The 14,545-nt window shown below is 44.0% G+C and carries 14 protein-coding genes, 3 tRNA genes and 1 riboswitch; of the genes, 7 read left to right on the top strand and 10 right to left on the bottom strand.

What is annotated here, in order from left to right; all coding sequences use genetic code 11:
* Nucleotides 1-16: 16 nt before the first annotated feature.
* Entirely contained in the window at nt 17-409 is a 393-nt protein-coding gene (locus CRO04_RS16635) for a desulfoferrodoxin family protein (protein ID WP_097005373.1), read from the bottom strand.
* A 66-nt stretch (nt 410-475) separates the two neighbouring features.
* Between CRO04_RS16635 and CRO04_RS16630 the strand changes: the two genes are divergently transcribed.
* Nucleotides 476-907, top strand: a complete 432-nt coding sequence (locus tag CRO04_RS16630; protein WP_097005372.1) for a hypothetical protein — start codon at nt 476-478, stop codon at nt 905-907.
* A 66-nt stretch (nt 908-973) separates the two neighbouring features.
* On the opposite strand, the gene CRO04_RS16625 is transcribed toward CRO04_RS16630, so the two are convergent.
* The 3 genes from CRO04_RS16625 to CRO04_RS16615 form a co-directional block, all read right to left on the bottom strand.
* Nucleotides 974-2,155 (bottom strand): cation:proton antiporter, encoded by a 1,182-nt coding sequence (locus CRO04_RS16625; protein WP_097005371.1) that lies wholly within the window; start codon nt 2,153-2,155, stop codon nt 974-976.
* Between the two features lie 53 nt (nt 2,156-2,208).
* Nucleotides 2,209-2,283: riboswitch (Fluoride riboswitch) on the bottom strand.
* A gap of 42 nt (nt 2,284-2,325) precedes the next feature.
* Nucleotides 2,326-3,939: an NAD(P)H-dependent oxidoreductase gene (locus CRO04_RS16620; protein ID WP_097005370.1), complete on the bottom strand. Its 1,614-nt coding sequence runs from the start codon at nt 3,937-3,939 to the stop codon at nt 2,326-2,328.
* Nucleotides 3,936-4,484, bottom strand: coding sequence for a PadR family transcriptional regulator (locus CRO04_RS16615; protein WP_097005369.1), 549 nt, complete (start codon nt 4,482-4,484; stop codon nt 3,936-3,938). The genes CRO04_RS16620 and CRO04_RS16615 overlap by 4 nt, the downstream gene beginning before the upstream one ends.
* A gap of 166 nt (nt 4,485-4,650) precedes the next feature.
* Between CRO04_RS16615 and CRO04_RS16610 the strand changes: the two genes are divergently transcribed.
* From CRO04_RS16610 to yiaK, 3 genes are all read left to right on the top strand, one after another.
* Nucleotides 4,651-4,723, top strand: a tRNA-Phe gene (locus CRO04_RS16610).
* Between the two features lie 42 nt (nt 4,724-4,765).
* Nucleotides 4,766-4,836 (top strand) — tRNA-Gly (locus CRO04_RS16605).
* 79 nt (nt 4,837-4,915) lie between these two features.
* Nucleotides 4,916-5,965: a 3-dehydro-L-gulonate 2-dehydrogenase gene (gene yiaK / locus CRO04_RS16600; protein ID WP_097005368.1), complete on the top strand. Its 1,050-nt coding sequence runs from the start codon at nt 4,916-4,918 to the stop codon at nt 5,963-5,965.
* A gap of 38 nt (nt 5,966-6,003) precedes the next feature.
* Here the strand turns inward: yiaK and CRO04_RS16595 are convergent, their stop codons facing one another.
* Nucleotides 6,004-6,651, bottom strand: coding sequence for a GntR family transcriptional regulator (locus CRO04_RS16595; protein ID WP_097005367.1), 648 nt, complete (start codon nt 6,649-6,651; stop codon nt 6,004-6,006).
* Nucleotides 6,652-6,795: 144 nt separating this feature from the next.
* On the opposite strand from CRO04_RS16595, the gene CRO04_RS16590 reads away from it, so the two are divergent.
* Nucleotides 6,796-7,482: a cyclase family protein gene (locus CRO04_RS16590; RefSeq protein WP_097005366.1), complete on the top strand. Its 687-nt coding sequence runs from the start codon at nt 6,796-6,798 to the stop codon at nt 7,480-7,482.
* A 284-nt stretch (nt 7,483-7,766) separates the two neighbouring features.
* Complete coding sequence (locus tag CRO04_RS16585; protein WP_097005365.1) at nt 7,767-8,375, top strand: hypothetical protein; 609 nt, start codon at nt 7,767-7,769, stop codon at nt 8,373-8,375.
* Nucleotides 8,376-8,509: 134 nt separating this feature from the next.
* Here the strand turns inward: CRO04_RS16585 and CRO04_RS16580 are convergent, their stop codons facing one another.
* The 5 genes from CRO04_RS16580 to CRO04_RS16560 are packed head-to-tail and all read right to left on the bottom strand — an operon-like array spanning nt 8,510 to nt 13,767.
* On the bottom strand, nt 8,510-9,583 hold the full coding sequence (locus tag CRO04_RS16580) for a BMP family protein (protein ID WP_097005364.1): 1,074 nt from the start codon (nt 9,581-9,583) through the stop codon (nt 8,510-8,512).
* A 60-nt stretch (nt 9,584-9,643) separates the two neighbouring features.
* Nucleotides 9,644-10,585, bottom strand: coding sequence for an ABC transporter permease (locus tag CRO04_RS16575; RefSeq protein WP_166432594.1), 942 nt, complete (start codon nt 10,583-10,585; stop codon nt 9,644-9,646).
* Nucleotides 10,585-11,646, bottom strand: coding sequence for an ABC transporter permease (locus CRO04_RS16570; protein WP_097005363.1), 1,062 nt, complete (start codon nt 11,644-11,646; stop codon nt 10,585-10,587). Before CRO04_RS16570 ends, CRO04_RS16575 begins: the two co-directional genes overlap by 1 nt.
* 3 nt (nt 11,647-11,649) lie before the next feature.
* The gene (locus CRO04_RS16565; protein ID WP_097005362.1) at nt 11,650-13,164 is read right to left on the bottom strand and encodes an ABC transporter ATP-binding protein; all 1,515 of its coding nucleotides are present in this window, start codon (nt 13,162-13,164) and stop codon (nt 11,650-11,652) included.
* Nucleotides 13,165-13,173: 9 nt separating this feature from the next.
* On the bottom strand, nt 13,174-13,767 hold the full coding sequence (locus CRO04_RS16560) for a TetR/AcrR family transcriptional regulator (protein ID WP_097005361.1): 594 nt from the start codon (nt 13,765-13,767) through the stop codon (nt 13,174-13,176).
* A gap of 333 nt (nt 13,768-14,100) precedes the next feature.
* Here CRO04_RS16560 and CRO04_RS16555 point away from each other — a divergent pair.
* Nucleotides 14,101-14,173: transfer RNA gene (locus CRO04_RS16555), tRNA-Gly, on the top strand.
* Nucleotides 14,174-14,545: the final 372 nt, after the last annotated feature.

Here is a 14,545-nt window from a genome sequence, read left to right as displayed (position 1 = left end):
ATCTGTTTTTTCATTATTAAGCCTCTGTCTTCCAGAAGCCATGGAGATTGCAGTATGCATAAGCAGCTCTGGGAGAATCACCTTCCTCCAGGGTAAAGTGGGCAACTGGTTCACAACCTGGCGTAAAATGGATTCTCATCTGGCATCCGGCCTTTGTCTCAAGCATAATCCAGGTTATGCTGTGATCATCTGACATAGGGTGGAGTACGCTTCCTACCTTAACTGTGACATGAAGACCTTTTGTCTCCAGAACAGGTGCGTGCTTTTCCGATGCTGCATCGGACGTATTGGGTTCCAGGAATTCAAAGGGTTTTAAGCTGTCTGGTATGGCAGCGTTTGGTGTACCAAGAATTGCTTCCAGAATAACATTTCGATTTTTATCAGTAAAAAATAACGGTTTCTGGGTCATTATATACCTCCTGTTATAAAAATTATTTTTTGTCTCATACTAATAAAAAAGAAAAGAGGTGCAGGTATGAGCGCTGATGCAGAATTACTTAATTTCATTTATCAGAATTCCCAGATGGGAGTGGAAACATTACACCAACTTTTACCAATGACGGATAATGAGGCTTTTAAAAAACAGCTTCATTCACAGCTGAAGGAATATACAGGTATTCATGAGGAAGCAAAGGAACTGTTAAACAAACATGGGTACAAGGAAAAAGAAATAGGGCAGCTTCAGAAAGTGATGACCTACCTGACAATTGATATGAAGACAATGATTGACAAAAGTGCCTCCCATATGGCTGAAATGCTGATATTGGGAAGTGTACGGGGAATCATTGACTGTATCAAACGAATCAGGCAGTATGAAGGGGAAGCGGAAAAAGAAATTGTGGAGTTGATGAAGCGTTTGTTAAAATTCGAGGAAATCAATGTAGAACGGCTGAAAGAATCACTTTAGCCTGTAAATAAGAATGCTGCGTTAAAAGCAAGGGTACAGATTCCCGCTTCTGACGCAGCATTCTTATTAATGATTTTGCTCCAACAATTTTTGATACGTGCGGTCTATTAGTGTGGCTCCCAGTGGAGCGGTAACCAGAATTGATAAGACGGCAACCGTTAAAACGATGTCTCCGCAGGACAGTCCCATGGCAAGGGGAAGTCCGCCGATGGCAGCCTGTACGGTTGCTTTTGGCATATATCCGAACGCGGTAAATATGCGCTCTTTTTTATTGAGCGGCGTTTTTAACAGGCACAAAAAGACGCCTGCGACACGAAATGCAAGAACACATAATATTAAAAGAACAGCCATAATTCCGGCCCTGAGCGCGTATTGAATGTTAACAGTAGCTCCTACCAGAACAAACAGAAGAATCTCTGCGGCAACCCATAGCTTGGAGAATTTAAGTGAAAGCCTTCTCGATAATTCATATTTTTTCTGTCTGAGTGCAGCCCCGAGTGCCATAATTGCCAGAAGTCCGGAAAATCCAATGTTTCCCTTAATGTAATTCTCAGCTGTCACAAGAAGAAATGAAATGGAAAGGATCAGCATAACCTTTGCGCTGTCTCTTAAGTGAAAACGCTGAAAGAAAAAGGACAAAAGCAGACCGGCAGCAGCTCCGCCTAAAAGTCCGAATATAATTGAGGTCGGTATGGTGAGAAAATCGGATGGATTGATGGCTTTTCCGCCTGCCAGACCGGTAAACGCGGTAAAAAGTACGATAACATAAACATCATCAACCGAAGCACCTGCCATAATAATCTGGGGAATGCTTTTTTTGGTTCCATAACCGCCTTCGATCAGCTTTAACATTCTGGGGACAACTACTGCTGGTGAGACTGCTGCCACAACCGTTCCCATAATTGCAGCATCTAACCGCGTGATGTCCAGAAACATGGGGGCAAAAATCACCATCGCAGCAATCTCACAGCTGGCGGGGATAAAGCACATAAGAATAGCAGGGCGCCCCACCTTTTTCAAATCCTGGATATCCAGGTTTAAGCCGGCCCTGGTCAGGATAATAATAAGCGCGACCTTACGCAGCTCTGCGGATATTCCCAGAATAGTTGGATCGAGAAGGTTAAGGACGTAGGGACCAAGCAGCATGCCGGTCAGGATCATTCCCAGAAGGCTGGGAATCCTCAGTTTTTCAAAAAGGGAACCCAAAGCCATTCCAATAAGAAATATAAGTGCCAGTGATAATAACATATTGTTTCTCCATTCTTTGCAGACGATTAAAAAAGCTGATACGTCTGCGATATTTTATCACAGAAGTCATCAGCTTAATAAGCGGTTTAAGGACTAGCCTTAGGGAGAACTTCATTCCCTGCTTTTTGTATTATAATACAATTATTTACATTTTACAATTATTTTTTCTGTTATTTGCTGGCTGCATAATGGGCCGGATACCATTCCTGGAACCATTTGGTAAAGAAACCAAGAACAAATGGAAGTGCTGTATTGAGGAGGGTGACAGGCTGCCTGTAATTGAAATTAAGAAACAGATAGGTCCACACAGGGGTGAGAAGATAAAGAATTCCCCAGCAGGCGGTCAGGATCCGGTTGGTTTTTATAAAAAGAGGATTATTAAGTGCACGTTCTCCGCCGAATCCATACATAGAATAATAAGCGGATAAGGGAACTTTCATAAATGCGGTCACAGTCCACATGAGTCCAAACAGCAGGTAGGATAAGGGAACCAGATATAAGGTGGAATATCCTGTTACGGCAAGGAGGCCAAGAAGCGCTGCCGAAAATCCGGAGAATACATCAAATGGGGTGGGCTGATACCGGAAAAATAAAAACGGTATGGCTGCACTGATAATTATTGATAGAATACCCCCAAATACAGGCTGATAAAAGCCTGTAAACCATAGTGGAAACCATGGAAGCAGCATAAGGGTCATGTTGCTTTTTTTAACTGGAGCCGTTTGTGGGACCTGGGACTTCGAAGAGAGACCCATATAATCATCCCAGTGAATTAACAGCTGAAAATCACCTTCTACCTGATAAAGATGGTCCATCAGTGCAGCCTGTCCGTCAATTTCTCCCTTTGCGATTTTCATCCATACAGAAAGAGGCGTTGTGATTTTGGTAGTATATGGTTTAAAATTCCGGGTTATAACCTGGCAATCCTCCTTGCCCATAATTAACTGCACGGCGATATCTTCATCCGTATAATGCATTTCCAGAACAAGATCTCTGCCATTCCACGAATCCTTCCGGTAAAGCGCCGCCATCTGTCTTGTAAATGAAACAGCAGGGCCGGATTTCTCCTGTACACCGCTCCGGTCCAATGGTTCTACCCCCCAGCTTGCATTAGCCATACGTTCAAATACATCTCTTGGATAAAGCAGTTGTTTTAGGAGGTCTCTGGTTTCCTGGGAGATCCTGCCGTCTGCAAATTCCCTGCCTGCTGCACGGACAATCTCCAGATATTCGTCGGTTCGACTCTTCAGTTCGGAAACTGAAAAAAGCTCACCCTGTCCGCAGTAGATGCTTTCGTAATTGTCCTTACCCAAATGGTGGGAAAACTGGGCATCAATCGCGTCATAATTGCCTTTGGAGGTATAAAAGCCGCAGGTGGAGATCAGGACATAACGTTTTTCTGAACTGCCATACCGCGAAGGATGGGAACCGCTGTGGTCTCCCTTTTCCATAAAAGGCAATACCATGGGAAGCTGTCTGTCTATCAGTGCCTTTAAATGGGAGGGAAGTCCGTAATAATATAGGGGAAAACTGTATACGACCACATCAGCAGCCAGAATCTTTTCAATCACCATTGTCATATCATCGGATAAACAGCATTTTCCCGGTGTCTCCTTCCAGCAGTGAAAGCAGCCCAGACACGGCTTAATGCTGAGCTTTGAAACGGTCAGTGTTTCTGTATGAACAGAGGTGCTTTCTTCCATTCCCTGAACAAATGATTCGGTCAGCTTAAGAGAATTGCTTTTAGTGCCCCTGGGACTTCCGCTTATAATCAGGACATTCATGTCAGTTCCTCCAGTCGTTTGATGGATCTGCGGGCCCAGTCCATACACATTTGTATGTAGCTGTAGCCGAAATCTGCAGATAATTCCCAGTACAGCTTCTGGTCTGTTTCTACCATGCTGCTGTAATGACTGATGATGTCAGGTATTTTCTGCATTTCACCCAGATAAAGGCTGCAGTCACTGATAAAATCAGTAAGCATATCAATGCATTCTCTGGGTGGTCTGTTTCCGGAGAAGAATACTTTCATTAAAAAAGCATTTTTATTTCCCTTGGTGAATTCGTGATTCTCCTCTGCGAGCCAGCGGAAAAATTCCACTTTTCCTTCTGGCGTGATAGTATAAAGTTTTTTGTTTGGTTTTTCTGTCTGGATGATGGTTTCGCAGGTGACGAATTCCTTCTTTTCCAATTTATTCAGTTCTAAATATATATGGCTGGTCTGGGCGTACCAGAAAAAACGGACAGATGAACCAAATGCTTTGGCCAGATCGTATCCGGTCATACTTCCATAAGATAAGAAACCCAGTATGCTGTGACTTAAAGACATTGTTTTAGTTTACCTCCTCGCATATTATAAAATTATAATATTATATTATTATAATATAGTCAATATAAAAACTGTTATTATTTTATATTTTATTGCAAAATTTATAAAACTTGTCTTGACAATTGGGGAGAAATCTTGTAGAATTACTCATGTTGCAGGAGAATAAGCCCAGATAGCTCAGTTGGTAGAGCAGAGGACTGAAAATCCTCGTGTCGCTGGTTCGATTCCGGCTTTGGGCACTGTGCTTTTCGAAGCGCATTTGAAATCTTTCTGAAATCCTTGCGGGTGTAGTTCAATGGTAGAACACCAGCCTTCCAAGCTGGATACGTGGGTTCGATTCCCATCACCCGCTTATTAATTAAAACGGGCAGCCTTGATTCTGAGGCTGTCCGTTTTTGTGCTTTATAAAAAAATAGACAGGAGAAAAAGAAATGAGTATAAAAATTCCTTATGACACAATGCGTGAAACCGTTGAGAAGGCGCTGCTGCAGGCAGGATTATCGAAAGAAAAGGCAGAAATTTGTGCCAGAGTTCACACCCAGTCCAGCGCAGATGGAGTGGAAAGCCACGGATTAAACCGGGTTCCCCGATTTGTAGAATATGTATTAAAAGGCTTGATTGATCCGGAAGGTGATCCGGAATTAGTAGGAGCCAAGGGTGCAGTAGAAAATTATGACGGACATCTGGGAATCGGCATCACCAATGCCCTGTTTTGTGCAGACCGTGCCATGGAGCTTGCCAAAGAGCATGGAATCGGCTGTGTAGCTTTGAAAAATACCACGCACTGGATGCGGGGCGGCACTTATGCCTGGAGAATGGCGGAAGCCGGATATATGGGAATCAGCTGGATTAATACAGAAAGCTGTATGCCGCTTTGGGGAAGTGATGAACCGGGGGTAGGGAACAATCCGTTCTGTATCGCCGTTCCAAGAGAAGATGGTCCCATCGTACTTGATATGGCAATGAGCCAGTATGCCTACGGAAAGCTTGGCGTATACCGTCTGGCGGGCAAAAAGCTGCCGTACCCCGGTGGCTTCGATAAAGACGGCAACCTGACAGATGATCCGGGAGCGATTGAGGAAAGCAGAAGGATACTTCCTGCCGGATACTGGAAGGGAAGTTCCATGGCCATTGCTCTTGATCTGGCGGCGGCACTTATGGCCAACGGAAAAAGCGGACTGAATATGGACGAGGAAGGAAGAGGAAGCTGTACAGGCTGCTGCCAGATATTCATTGCTTATGATCCATATCTGTTCGGCACTAAGGAAGAAATTCAGGAGATGTTAAACAGAAGAGTTGCAGCTGCAGATGACAGCCATCCGGAAAAAGAGGGAGGTAAAGTTACCTGCCCCGGCGAACGTACCGTAGAGACCAGAAAGCAGAGCATGGAAAACGGAGTAACCGTTGACGAACAGATCTGGAACCAGATCTTAGCAATCGTTTCGGGGAATCTGGATACGAAGGATATTGCAAGCAAATAAAACGAAGATCTGGCAGCCGTTTAGCAGCGGGGGGGGGGTCAGATTAAATTCATCCTAAGAGGCATCATGAGATGAGCAATCAGAATCTGATAAGCCTGATCTGTATTTCCATTTTTTAAATGATGATAAAAATTCTCGTGCTCCTCTAACGTAGCCTGTGTCCGGCCTGTAACAGTAAGGGCATTGGCTGTAGTCAGGTGGATCATGTAAAGAAGGCGCTGGAACAAGTGGTCAAATTCACTGTTTCTGGCAAAATGGACCAGAAGCATATGAAACTGATGGTCCTCCTCCGTAAAAGAGACAGGAAAGTTGTCCGAACTCAGTGCGGCTTTCTGCCGTTTCAGGGACTCTTCCATATCCTTAAGAAGTGTCAGAAACCGTTGGTCTGCTCTTAAAGAGGCAGCCAGATGAACGCAGAAACCTTCGATTGCACAGCGGACTTCAATGGATTCGCGCATGGTATCTTTATCCAGACGGCGTATCTTAAAGCCCCGGCTTGGGATGATGGTGATGTAGCCATCCTGGGAAAGACACTGAAGTGCTTCCCGCAGAGGAGTCCGTGAAATTCCAAGCTCTCTTGCCAGTCTGGTCTCTGAATATAAAATATCTGAGTCCAGTGATTTGGATAAAATCTGTTCTTTGATGATATTATAAGCCTGTGACTGCAGGGAAACGCTATCGTTCATGAAAAACTCCTTTCGTGATTTTAGCCTATCATACCCCAGAAAAATTCACAAGTCAATAAAAAAAGATTGACCGGTATACCGGTATACAGGTATAATAACAGCAATAAGACAATTAATATTCAATCTCACAGGAGGAGGAAAACAATGAGCGTATCTCAATTAGGCAATGGATTAAGAGTGATTGATTTAACAAAGCAGCTGGATCCGGCGGCAGAATCAAGAAGGTGTCATTTATTCCGTTTTAACACTGGCGGTCCGATCCCGGATTTTCACACCATCATGGATCTGACCAGCCATTTAGGAACTCATGTTGAGTGTCCGTATCATCACAATGATAACTGGACGGATGTACAGGGCCTTCCCATCAGTACATTTATGGGACGTGCTATTTATGTAAATATTACTCATATGGAGCCTAACGGTAAAATAAAGGGAGAGGATTTAGAGAAAGCCTGTGGCAGCCGTATCAAAGAAGGTGATATCGTAATTCTGGATTCCCAGTATAAGCTGCCTCCATTTACTCCCGCTTCTAACACGGAGGAAGATAAGAGACTTTTTATCTGCCGTGAAACAGCTGAGTGGCTGAAAGAAAAAAAGGTGAAATGTGTTGGCTTCGGAGACGGTGTTTCCATTGAAAGCAACAACACCGATGTTTCTGCATTCCATGATGTTTTAATGGAGGTTGATGTGGTGTTTTTAGAAGTGCTTAAGAATTTAGAGGAACTGACAACGGATACCTTCTTCATGTCCTATACACCGATTCCGATCAAGGGACTTGATTCCTGTCCGATCCGTGCTTATGCCATTGAGGGAATCGCTGAGTTTTCCTGACGATGGAAGGTGAATGAATATGAAGATCGCAGTAGCTCATGGTCTGGGAGTAAGAGCAGCTAAGAAATGTAATATTCCTGTTCCCACCCATGAGTTTGTGGTTGATAGAAGACAGTAAAGAAGGAATGTCCACCGGCAGTGCAGATAAAAAGTTACAAAATATTAAATAATAATTATATATAAAAAAACTTGTTACTATACAAGTTCTGTGTTATAATCTTACTGCTTTCGATTTTACATATAAAAGCAGGGGAATTGCCAATAACAATTGACAAGGAGAGATTATGAAAAAGAGAATTTATAGTATTTTACTGGCTTGCTTACTGATTGCTGCACTTGCAGGCTGCAGTAAAAAGGCTGAGAGCTCAGCAGCAGACACAACAGCAGCAGAATCACAGACAACAGCAGAAGAAAGTAAGGCAGCAGATGAGAGCACTGTCGCAGATGCAGAAGATGCATTCACACCGTTTGAAGATCCCAATGGTATGTTTACAGCCAGCTATCCGGGAACACCGAAAGAGATGAAGCAGTCCGCTTCTTCTGAAGGAACTGCTATAGACCTGTATTCCTATATGCTTGAGCAGGAGGATGCTCTTTATAATGTGATGTACAGTGATATACCAGAGGGCGGTAATGCAGATCCCGCAGCCATGCTGCAGGGCGCCGTTTCCAATATTCCCTATACCATTGAAGACAGCAAGGATATTACTCTTGGTGAGTATATGGGAAAAGAATTAAAGTACAGTGTTCCGTCAGGTTCTGATACTATTACCTTCTATCACAGAGTTTACATTGCCGGAGATCGTATTTACCAGCTCCAGGCGGTTTCAGCAACTGGAGAAAGAACACCGGAGATTGATAAGTTCTTTGAATCCTTTGCACTGACAAAATAATAGACAGCACCATTAAATCAGGATTCCCCAATTCCGTTCATTATGTATCGTTTGAAAGATCCCCGTTTTACAGACAGGGAAAAGCCCCATGCCTCCAGTATGTTGATCCATACTGAATGCGTGGGGCTTTATAATTACTGGATAAAAGTTCCTGCCTGAATCTGGCCTACAATTTCTTTATATTGTGTCTGAATGTCCTCAGGAACTGCATTTGAGAATGTTCCTATGCTTAAGCAGCCATTGCCTAAATCTCCGTAAATTGTCTGGCCGCCAAAGGTATCTGCTTCCACATCCTTCATACATGCCTTTAATAAAGCTGCATTGTCTGTTACCACAGAGCAGATGATGATCTTATCATCTGCAGAACCTAAGTCTCCGGGCTGACCGATATCGTATCTGCCTTCTAAACCACTCAGAGCTTCCCGTGCACCTGTATCAACTGCAGAGGCATCACCAAACATTACATCAACGTCATAGGTGGAGACCATGGAGGAAGCAATCTCCTTGCCCTTGGCAGTATCGCTGAAAGATCCGGCATAAGCAGAAGAAACTTTAATATCAGGATTTACCTTTTTAGCAGCTTTTTCATAACATTCCAGCTTTGCTTTGGTGGTATCCAGCTCCATACCGCCGATAAATCCGATGTTGTTTGTCTTGCTCATGAGACCGGCAAGAGCGCCTGCCATGTAGCCGATCTGCTTTGCATCAGGGAGAATGGAGGTAATGTTTTCTGTTTCAACGGTACCATTTAACAGAGCAAAATTGATTTCCGGATATTCCTCTGCTACCTGCTTTACTGCATCGGTATACTGATTACCAGGAGCGAAGATCAGGTTATAGCCCAGTTCTGCGTAGTCTGTCATAACAGTGGCATAATCTGCAGTAGCAACGTTGTCGGTATACACTGTTTCCCAGCCGCTGTCTTTTGCTGCATTTACCATAGCCTGATAGCAGCTTGCTCCCCAGCCTCCGTCAGAAACAGAAGAGTCCAGGACCATGGCTACCTTAAAGCCGCCGGCTTTAGTATCAGCGGCCGCCTGTGTGTCACCTTCTTTTGCAGTCTCTGCTGCGGTAGTTTCTGTTTTGGCTGTTTCTGCTGCAGAAGATTCTGTCTTCTCTGAGGCAGCTTTGCCGCCGCATGCGGCAAGACTCATGGCGGTAAGAACTGCGGCCATGATAAGTGAAGCTGTTTTCATAGTCTTTTTCATAATAATCCTCCTTTTATGTTTGAAAAGATATATATTCGCAGGGCTATCCTGGAATTATCATCAGCGCTCTTCCCTGTAATAGGGCTGGCCGTTTGCCTTCGGACCGCTTTTTCGGATTCCGAAAAATGCAAGAACAAACAGGGTGCACAGATAAGGAATCATCTGGAGTAACTGGTAGGGCGTAGATGGACTTAAAAGCTGTAACCGGATCTGCAGTGCATCACAGAAACCAAAAAGCAGGCAGGCTAACAGGACTCCGGAAGGCATCCATCGTCCGAATATAACAGCTGACAGGGCGATAAAACCACGGCCTGCAACGATTCCTTCGGAGTATGTACTGGTGTAGCAGATGGTTAAATACGCACCGCCGATCCCTGCAAGTGCGCCGCAGATAACGCAGGCCAGGTATTTCTGAAGCACCACATTGATTCCAAGTGTCTCTGCAGCTTTTGGAAATTCTCCTACGGCTTTAAAGTTAAGTCCGGCCTTTGTCCGGCTGAAGAAAACAGTTGTCACAGGCACCAGAAGATATGCGGCATACACCAGAGGAATGTGGTTAAAGAACAAAGGACCAAGAAAAGGTATCCTGCTTAGAACCGGAATGGGAAGTGCCTTCATGGATACGCCCTGAATGAGTGTGGAGGTATCGGAAAAGGAAAGGCGGTAAATAAAGGAAGCCAGTGCCGGTGCAAAGATATTTATTGCCATGCCGTATACGATCTGAGGCGCGCATAAGCGGATGGTGCAGAACGCATAAATCATATTAATGGCAATTCCTGACAGGGCGCCGGCAAGGATACCGACCATAGGGCTACCGCTGCGATAACCAATCAGAAACCCGATTAATGCACCAAAGGACATGATGCCGTCAAGACCGATGTTGACTAAACCGGCCCGTTCCGAGTAGGTTTCAGCCAGAGCAACAAACAGGATGGGAGTAGCCATGCGAATGGTGGAAAGCAAAAGCTCTGTAAGAAAATTCATGTTTAAAAATGCATCCATCAGTTAGTGACCTCCTTTTTCCCCATGTGGCTGTTTATGTATTGTCTGATTGCAGGAAGCTTTAAAAGTGCAGTGCCGGCCACCGCAAATATAATGACCAGTGCCTGAATAATATCAACCACTGCGGTGGGAATCTGCATGCCGGTCTGTAAGGTGCTTGCTCCTTTTCTCAGTATGGCGAAAATGAATGCCACAGCGGCTGTTCCGATGGGATTAAGCTGTGCGATCAGTGCGATTGCCACACCGTCAAAGCCGAAGCCCTGACCAAATCCGCTCATCAGCCTTAACTGTTTGCCGTGAAGTTCCACGCTTCCGCCAAGTCCAGCCACCGCTCCGGAGGCGATAAAGGAGAAGAGTACATACCGGTTAACAGGGAAGCCGTTAAAAAATGCTGCAGTCGAATTTAATCCCACTGCCCTTAGCTTAAATCCCTTTGAGGTATAAAAAAGAAAATAGTAGCCTGCAAATGCAAGAAACAATGCGATCCAGACGCCCCAGTGAACAGGAAAGCTTTTTGATATTACTGAGAGTTTGGTGCTGGCGGGAATAGCAAAGGTCTGGGGTACGCTTCCATCACGCAGAAGTGTGGTATAAACGTAACCCATAAAGAGAGTTGCTGCATAGTTCAGCATGATGCTGACAATCATTTCATTTAAGCCTCTTGTTATTTTTAAAATTCCGGGAATGGCACCCCATAATGCTCCGGCTGCTGCTCCGATCAGGAGGCTTAACAGTATTCCTGCTAACCCTTCTATACCTGATTTTGTCACAAAAAAGATGCTTGCAACAGCGCCCATAACAAACTGGCCTTCCCCGCCAAGATTGAACACACCGCATTTATAAGAGAAGGCAGCGGTCAGTCCGGTAAAGATCAGGGGACAGGCGATCACAAGGGTCTGAGCGATCTTTCTGCTGCTTCCGAATGCCCCGGAAAACAAAAATCCATATGCCTGAAAGGGGTTCTTACCCAGGCAGATAATAATAATTCCTCCAATGATGAATGCCACCAGAATGGATAATACGGGCACGATGACTTTCATTAAATTTTCTTTCTGCTTCATGTCCTAATTCCCCTTTCCTGCCATTGCAAGTGAGATTTGTTCGATGGGCGGATTGACACCTGAATAGGTTCCCATGACCTGTCCCTCAAACATAACCAGAATCCGGTCGGACAGATTGAGTATTTCATCAAAATCTGCACTGATTAAGAGAATTGCACAGCCATTATCTCTGGCAGAGGCCATGGTATCATGCACATAACGGGCGGCACCGATATCCAGTCCTCTGGTGGGATGAACTGCGATTAAGAGCTCGGGATCGTTCTCCATTTCTCTTGCCAGTATAATTTTCTGCTGATTCCCTCCGGAGAGGTTACGCACCTCCTGCTCGATGGAAGCACAGCGGATATCATTTTTTTCCTTCATCTCAAGAGCAAATTTTGTAATGGCTTTATTCTTTAAAAGAGCTCCGTGTCCATAGGAAAAACGGTCCTCTTCTGTTGCTTTTAAAACCAGATTTTCCCTGACAGTCATATTGCCGATGAGTCCCATTTTATTGCGGTCTTCCGGGACATGAGAGACATGGTTGAGAATGAATCCATTGGGTGCAAAGCGGGAGATGCGGGAGGCCTTTAATAACACGTTTCCTTCATCCGGTGCAATAATTCCTGCAGCCAGCTGCGCCAGCTGTGACTGTCCGTTCCCGTCCACTCCGGCAATGCCCAGGATTTCACCCTTCCGGACGGTCAGGCTGACATCGTTTAAGCCGCTGTGTTTCTGCTGCTTCTGATAACTGATCTGCTGAAAGCTTAAGACCTCATCTCCGGGAGATGTGACTTTTTTATAATTACTTGGCACCATTTCTCTACCGATCATTAAATTGGCCAGCTGGGTGCCGTCGGTATCTTCTTTATTTAATGTGGTGACAGTTTCCCCAGCCCGCAGAATCGTAATCCGGTCACTGACGGAAAGAACCTCTCTCATTTTGTGGGAGATAAAGATCACGGATTTCTGTTCTCCGGTCAGCTTGCGGATAATGGAAAAAAGCCCTTCTGCCTCCATGTCGGTAAGAGCCGCTGTGGGTTCATCCAGAATAAGAAGCTCCGCTCCCCGGTATAAGGCTTTTAAAATTTCCACTCTTTGCTGGGCACCAACAGAAATTTCGGTAATCAGCTTGTCCAGCTCCACATCAAGACCGTATTTTTCTGAAAGTGCCAGAATTTCTTTTCTGACCTGGTCCTTTTTTATGAAAACAGAGGAATCCTTCCGGGTTCCAAGAATAATGTTTTCCAGTACGGTCATGGCCTCCACAAGCATAAAATGCTGGTGAACCATGCCAATTCCCATCTTTACTGCCGCCTTTGGAGTATCAATTTTTACTTTTTCTCCACGGAGAAAAATGGTTCCTGTAGTGGGCTGGTATAAGCCGATGAGAATATTCATCAATGTGCTCTTTCCAGCACCGTTCTCCCCCAGCAGAGTATGTACTTCTCCTTCTCTCACAGAGAGGTTGATATTGCGGTTGGCATATACATCCCCAAACTGCTTGGTGATGTTCTCCATTCTCAGCAATTCCTTCATTGGTTCCTCCTAGCCTCTGATCTCCCGGATCAGGATTGATTTGCAATAGGCAAAATATGAATCTAAATCAAATGCTTCTTTGTCAACCAGAAACTGAACCGTGGCTCCCTCCAGTAATGAGACGGCGATTCCGGCAACCAGATTCTGTTTTGCCAAAGGCATATCAGGTGCAAATTTTTCTGTGATTTCCCGTATTTCGCTCCTCCAGTTTTGATAGGAACGGCAGAATTCCTGATGCATGTCAGGATCCAGACGGGACTGATTCCAAAAATCCAGCTCAGCAACATCGTATTTATCTTCTATTAAAATCGTGTGAATCTTCTGTTTTATAAAAATGTCCAGATGATCTTCCAGGGTCGCTTCCGGACCAATTCCCGATTGGTTTATGGATTGCTGGCGGATTTCGCGGTAACGGTTTAAGACTTTTCTTTGAACAGCAAGGAGAAGCTCTTTCTTACTGTTGTAGTAGTAGTGAATGTTGGATTGAAATAAATGTGCTTTTTCTGCCACCTGCCTGATTCTCAAGCCTCCGATGGTTTTTTCCTGAATGACTGTAAGGGCTGCATCCAGAATTCGGTCTTCTGTTGATAAAATTTGCCCCATATCACGTCCCCCTTTTGGTCAGATGACCAATTTCTTGCATTATACGGAACCGTCAGAATGGTGTCAATGAAAAATCAGAATAATTGGATATATTAAGTTATGAATTAAGATTATAAAATAAAAGCACTTTTAAATTAATAATATTAGGAAAATAATAAGGAATAATGGGTGATTTTACCAGTGATTAATCAAGAAACAGTATTGGATAAAGTTTCCAAATTATTAGAAAAGCACATTTGTTATATATTATTTCTGTAATAAAAAAAAATAAAAATCTATTGCAAATTTGTCCCGCATATGGTATAATGCCAGTGTTGTGAAACAAACATATATGCGCGAGTGGCTCAGTTGGTGGAGTACGACCTTGCCAAGGTCGGGGTCGCGGGTTCGAGTCCCGTCTCGCGCTTTTAAGAAAAGCTAGTGTTAATTTGGATTTCCGGTCTTCGGGAGTCCTATTTTTATATTGTGCAGTAAGTAAAGGAATTTGATTTGTATTCTGTTTATCTTCCCGGTGAATTATCTTTTGCCATATCGATCTGATTTATCAAAGCTTATAAATATATGCCCAACGATGCGATAAATTAATAAAAATAGATTAAAAAAATGAAGTTAAGAAATAATACTCTATGATTCATGTATTATATTCATAACAAATATATTAAGTCCAGCTAAGAAATGTCAATAGTGAATGGAAAAAAAATTAATTTTTCTATTTAGGTAAAAAAGGGCAACTTTAATACACCTTTTGATATTCCGACAAATAGCGGGTTCAAAGGAG

The sequence above is a fragment of the Lacrimispora amygdalina genome (assembly GCF_900205965.1).
GTDB lineage: Bacteria > Bacillota > Clostridia > Lachnospirales > Lachnospiraceae > Lacrimispora > Lacrimispora amygdalina_A.
The sequence above is the reverse complement of the archived record's forward strand: the minus strand, read 5'-3'. Positions and strand labels throughout refer to the sequence as shown.

Bases quoted from the DNA above. Each gene is read 5' to 3' on its own strand.
- CRO04_RS16585 (WP_097005365.1), top strand. From the start codon at position 7,767: ATGAAAAAGAGAATTTATAGTATTTTACTGGCTTGCTTACTGATTGCT.
- CRO04_RS16570 (WP_097005363.1), bottom strand. From the start codon at position 11,646: ATGAAGCAGAAAGAAAATTTAATGAAAGTCATCGTGCCCGTATTATCC.
- CRO04_RS16630 (WP_097005372.1), top strand. From the start codon at position 476: ATGAGCGCTGATGCAGAATTACTTAATTTCATTTATCAGAATTCCCAG.
- CRO04_RS16625 (WP_097005371.1), bottom strand. From the start codon at position 2,155: ATGTTATTATCACTGGCACTTATATTTCTTATTGGAATGGCTTTGGGT.
- CRO04_RS16590 (WP_097005366.1), top strand. From the start codon at position 6,796: ATGAGCGTATCTCAATTAGGCAATGGATTAAGAGTGATTGATTTAACA.
- CRO04_RS16620 (WP_097005370.1), bottom strand. From the start codon at position 3,939: ATGAATGTCCTGATTATAAGCGGAAGTCCCAGGGGCACTAAAAGCAAT.
- CRO04_RS16565 (WP_097005362.1), bottom strand. From the start codon at position 13,164: ATGAAGGAATTGCTGAGAATGGAGAACATCACCAAGCAGTTTGGGGAT.
- CRO04_RS16580 (WP_097005364.1), bottom strand. From the start codon at position 9,583: ATGAAAAAGACTATGAAAACAGCTTCACTTATCATGGCCGCAGTTCTT.
- CRO04_RS16615 (WP_097005369.1), bottom strand. From the start codon at position 4,484: ATGTCTTTAAGTCACAGCATACTGGGTTTCTTATCTTATGGAAGTATG.
- CRO04_RS16575 (WP_166432594.1), bottom strand. From the start codon at position 10,585: ATGGATGCATTTTTAAACATGAATTTTCTTACAGAGCTTTTGCTTTCC.
- CRO04_RS16560 (WP_097005361.1), bottom strand. From the start codon at position 13,767: ATGGGGCAAATTTTATCAACAGAAGACCGAATTCTGGATGCAGCCCTT.
- CRO04_RS16635 (WP_097005373.1), bottom strand. From the start codon at position 409: ATGACCCAGAAACCGTTATTTTTTACTGATAAAAATCGAAATGTTATT.
- yiaK (WP_097005368.1), top strand. From the start codon at position 4,916: ATGAGTATAAAAATTCCTTATGACACAATGCGTGAAACCGTTGAGAAG.
- CRO04_RS16595 (WP_097005367.1), bottom strand. From the start codon at position 6,651: ATGAACGATAGCGTTTCCCTGCAGTCACAGGCTTATAATATCATCAAA.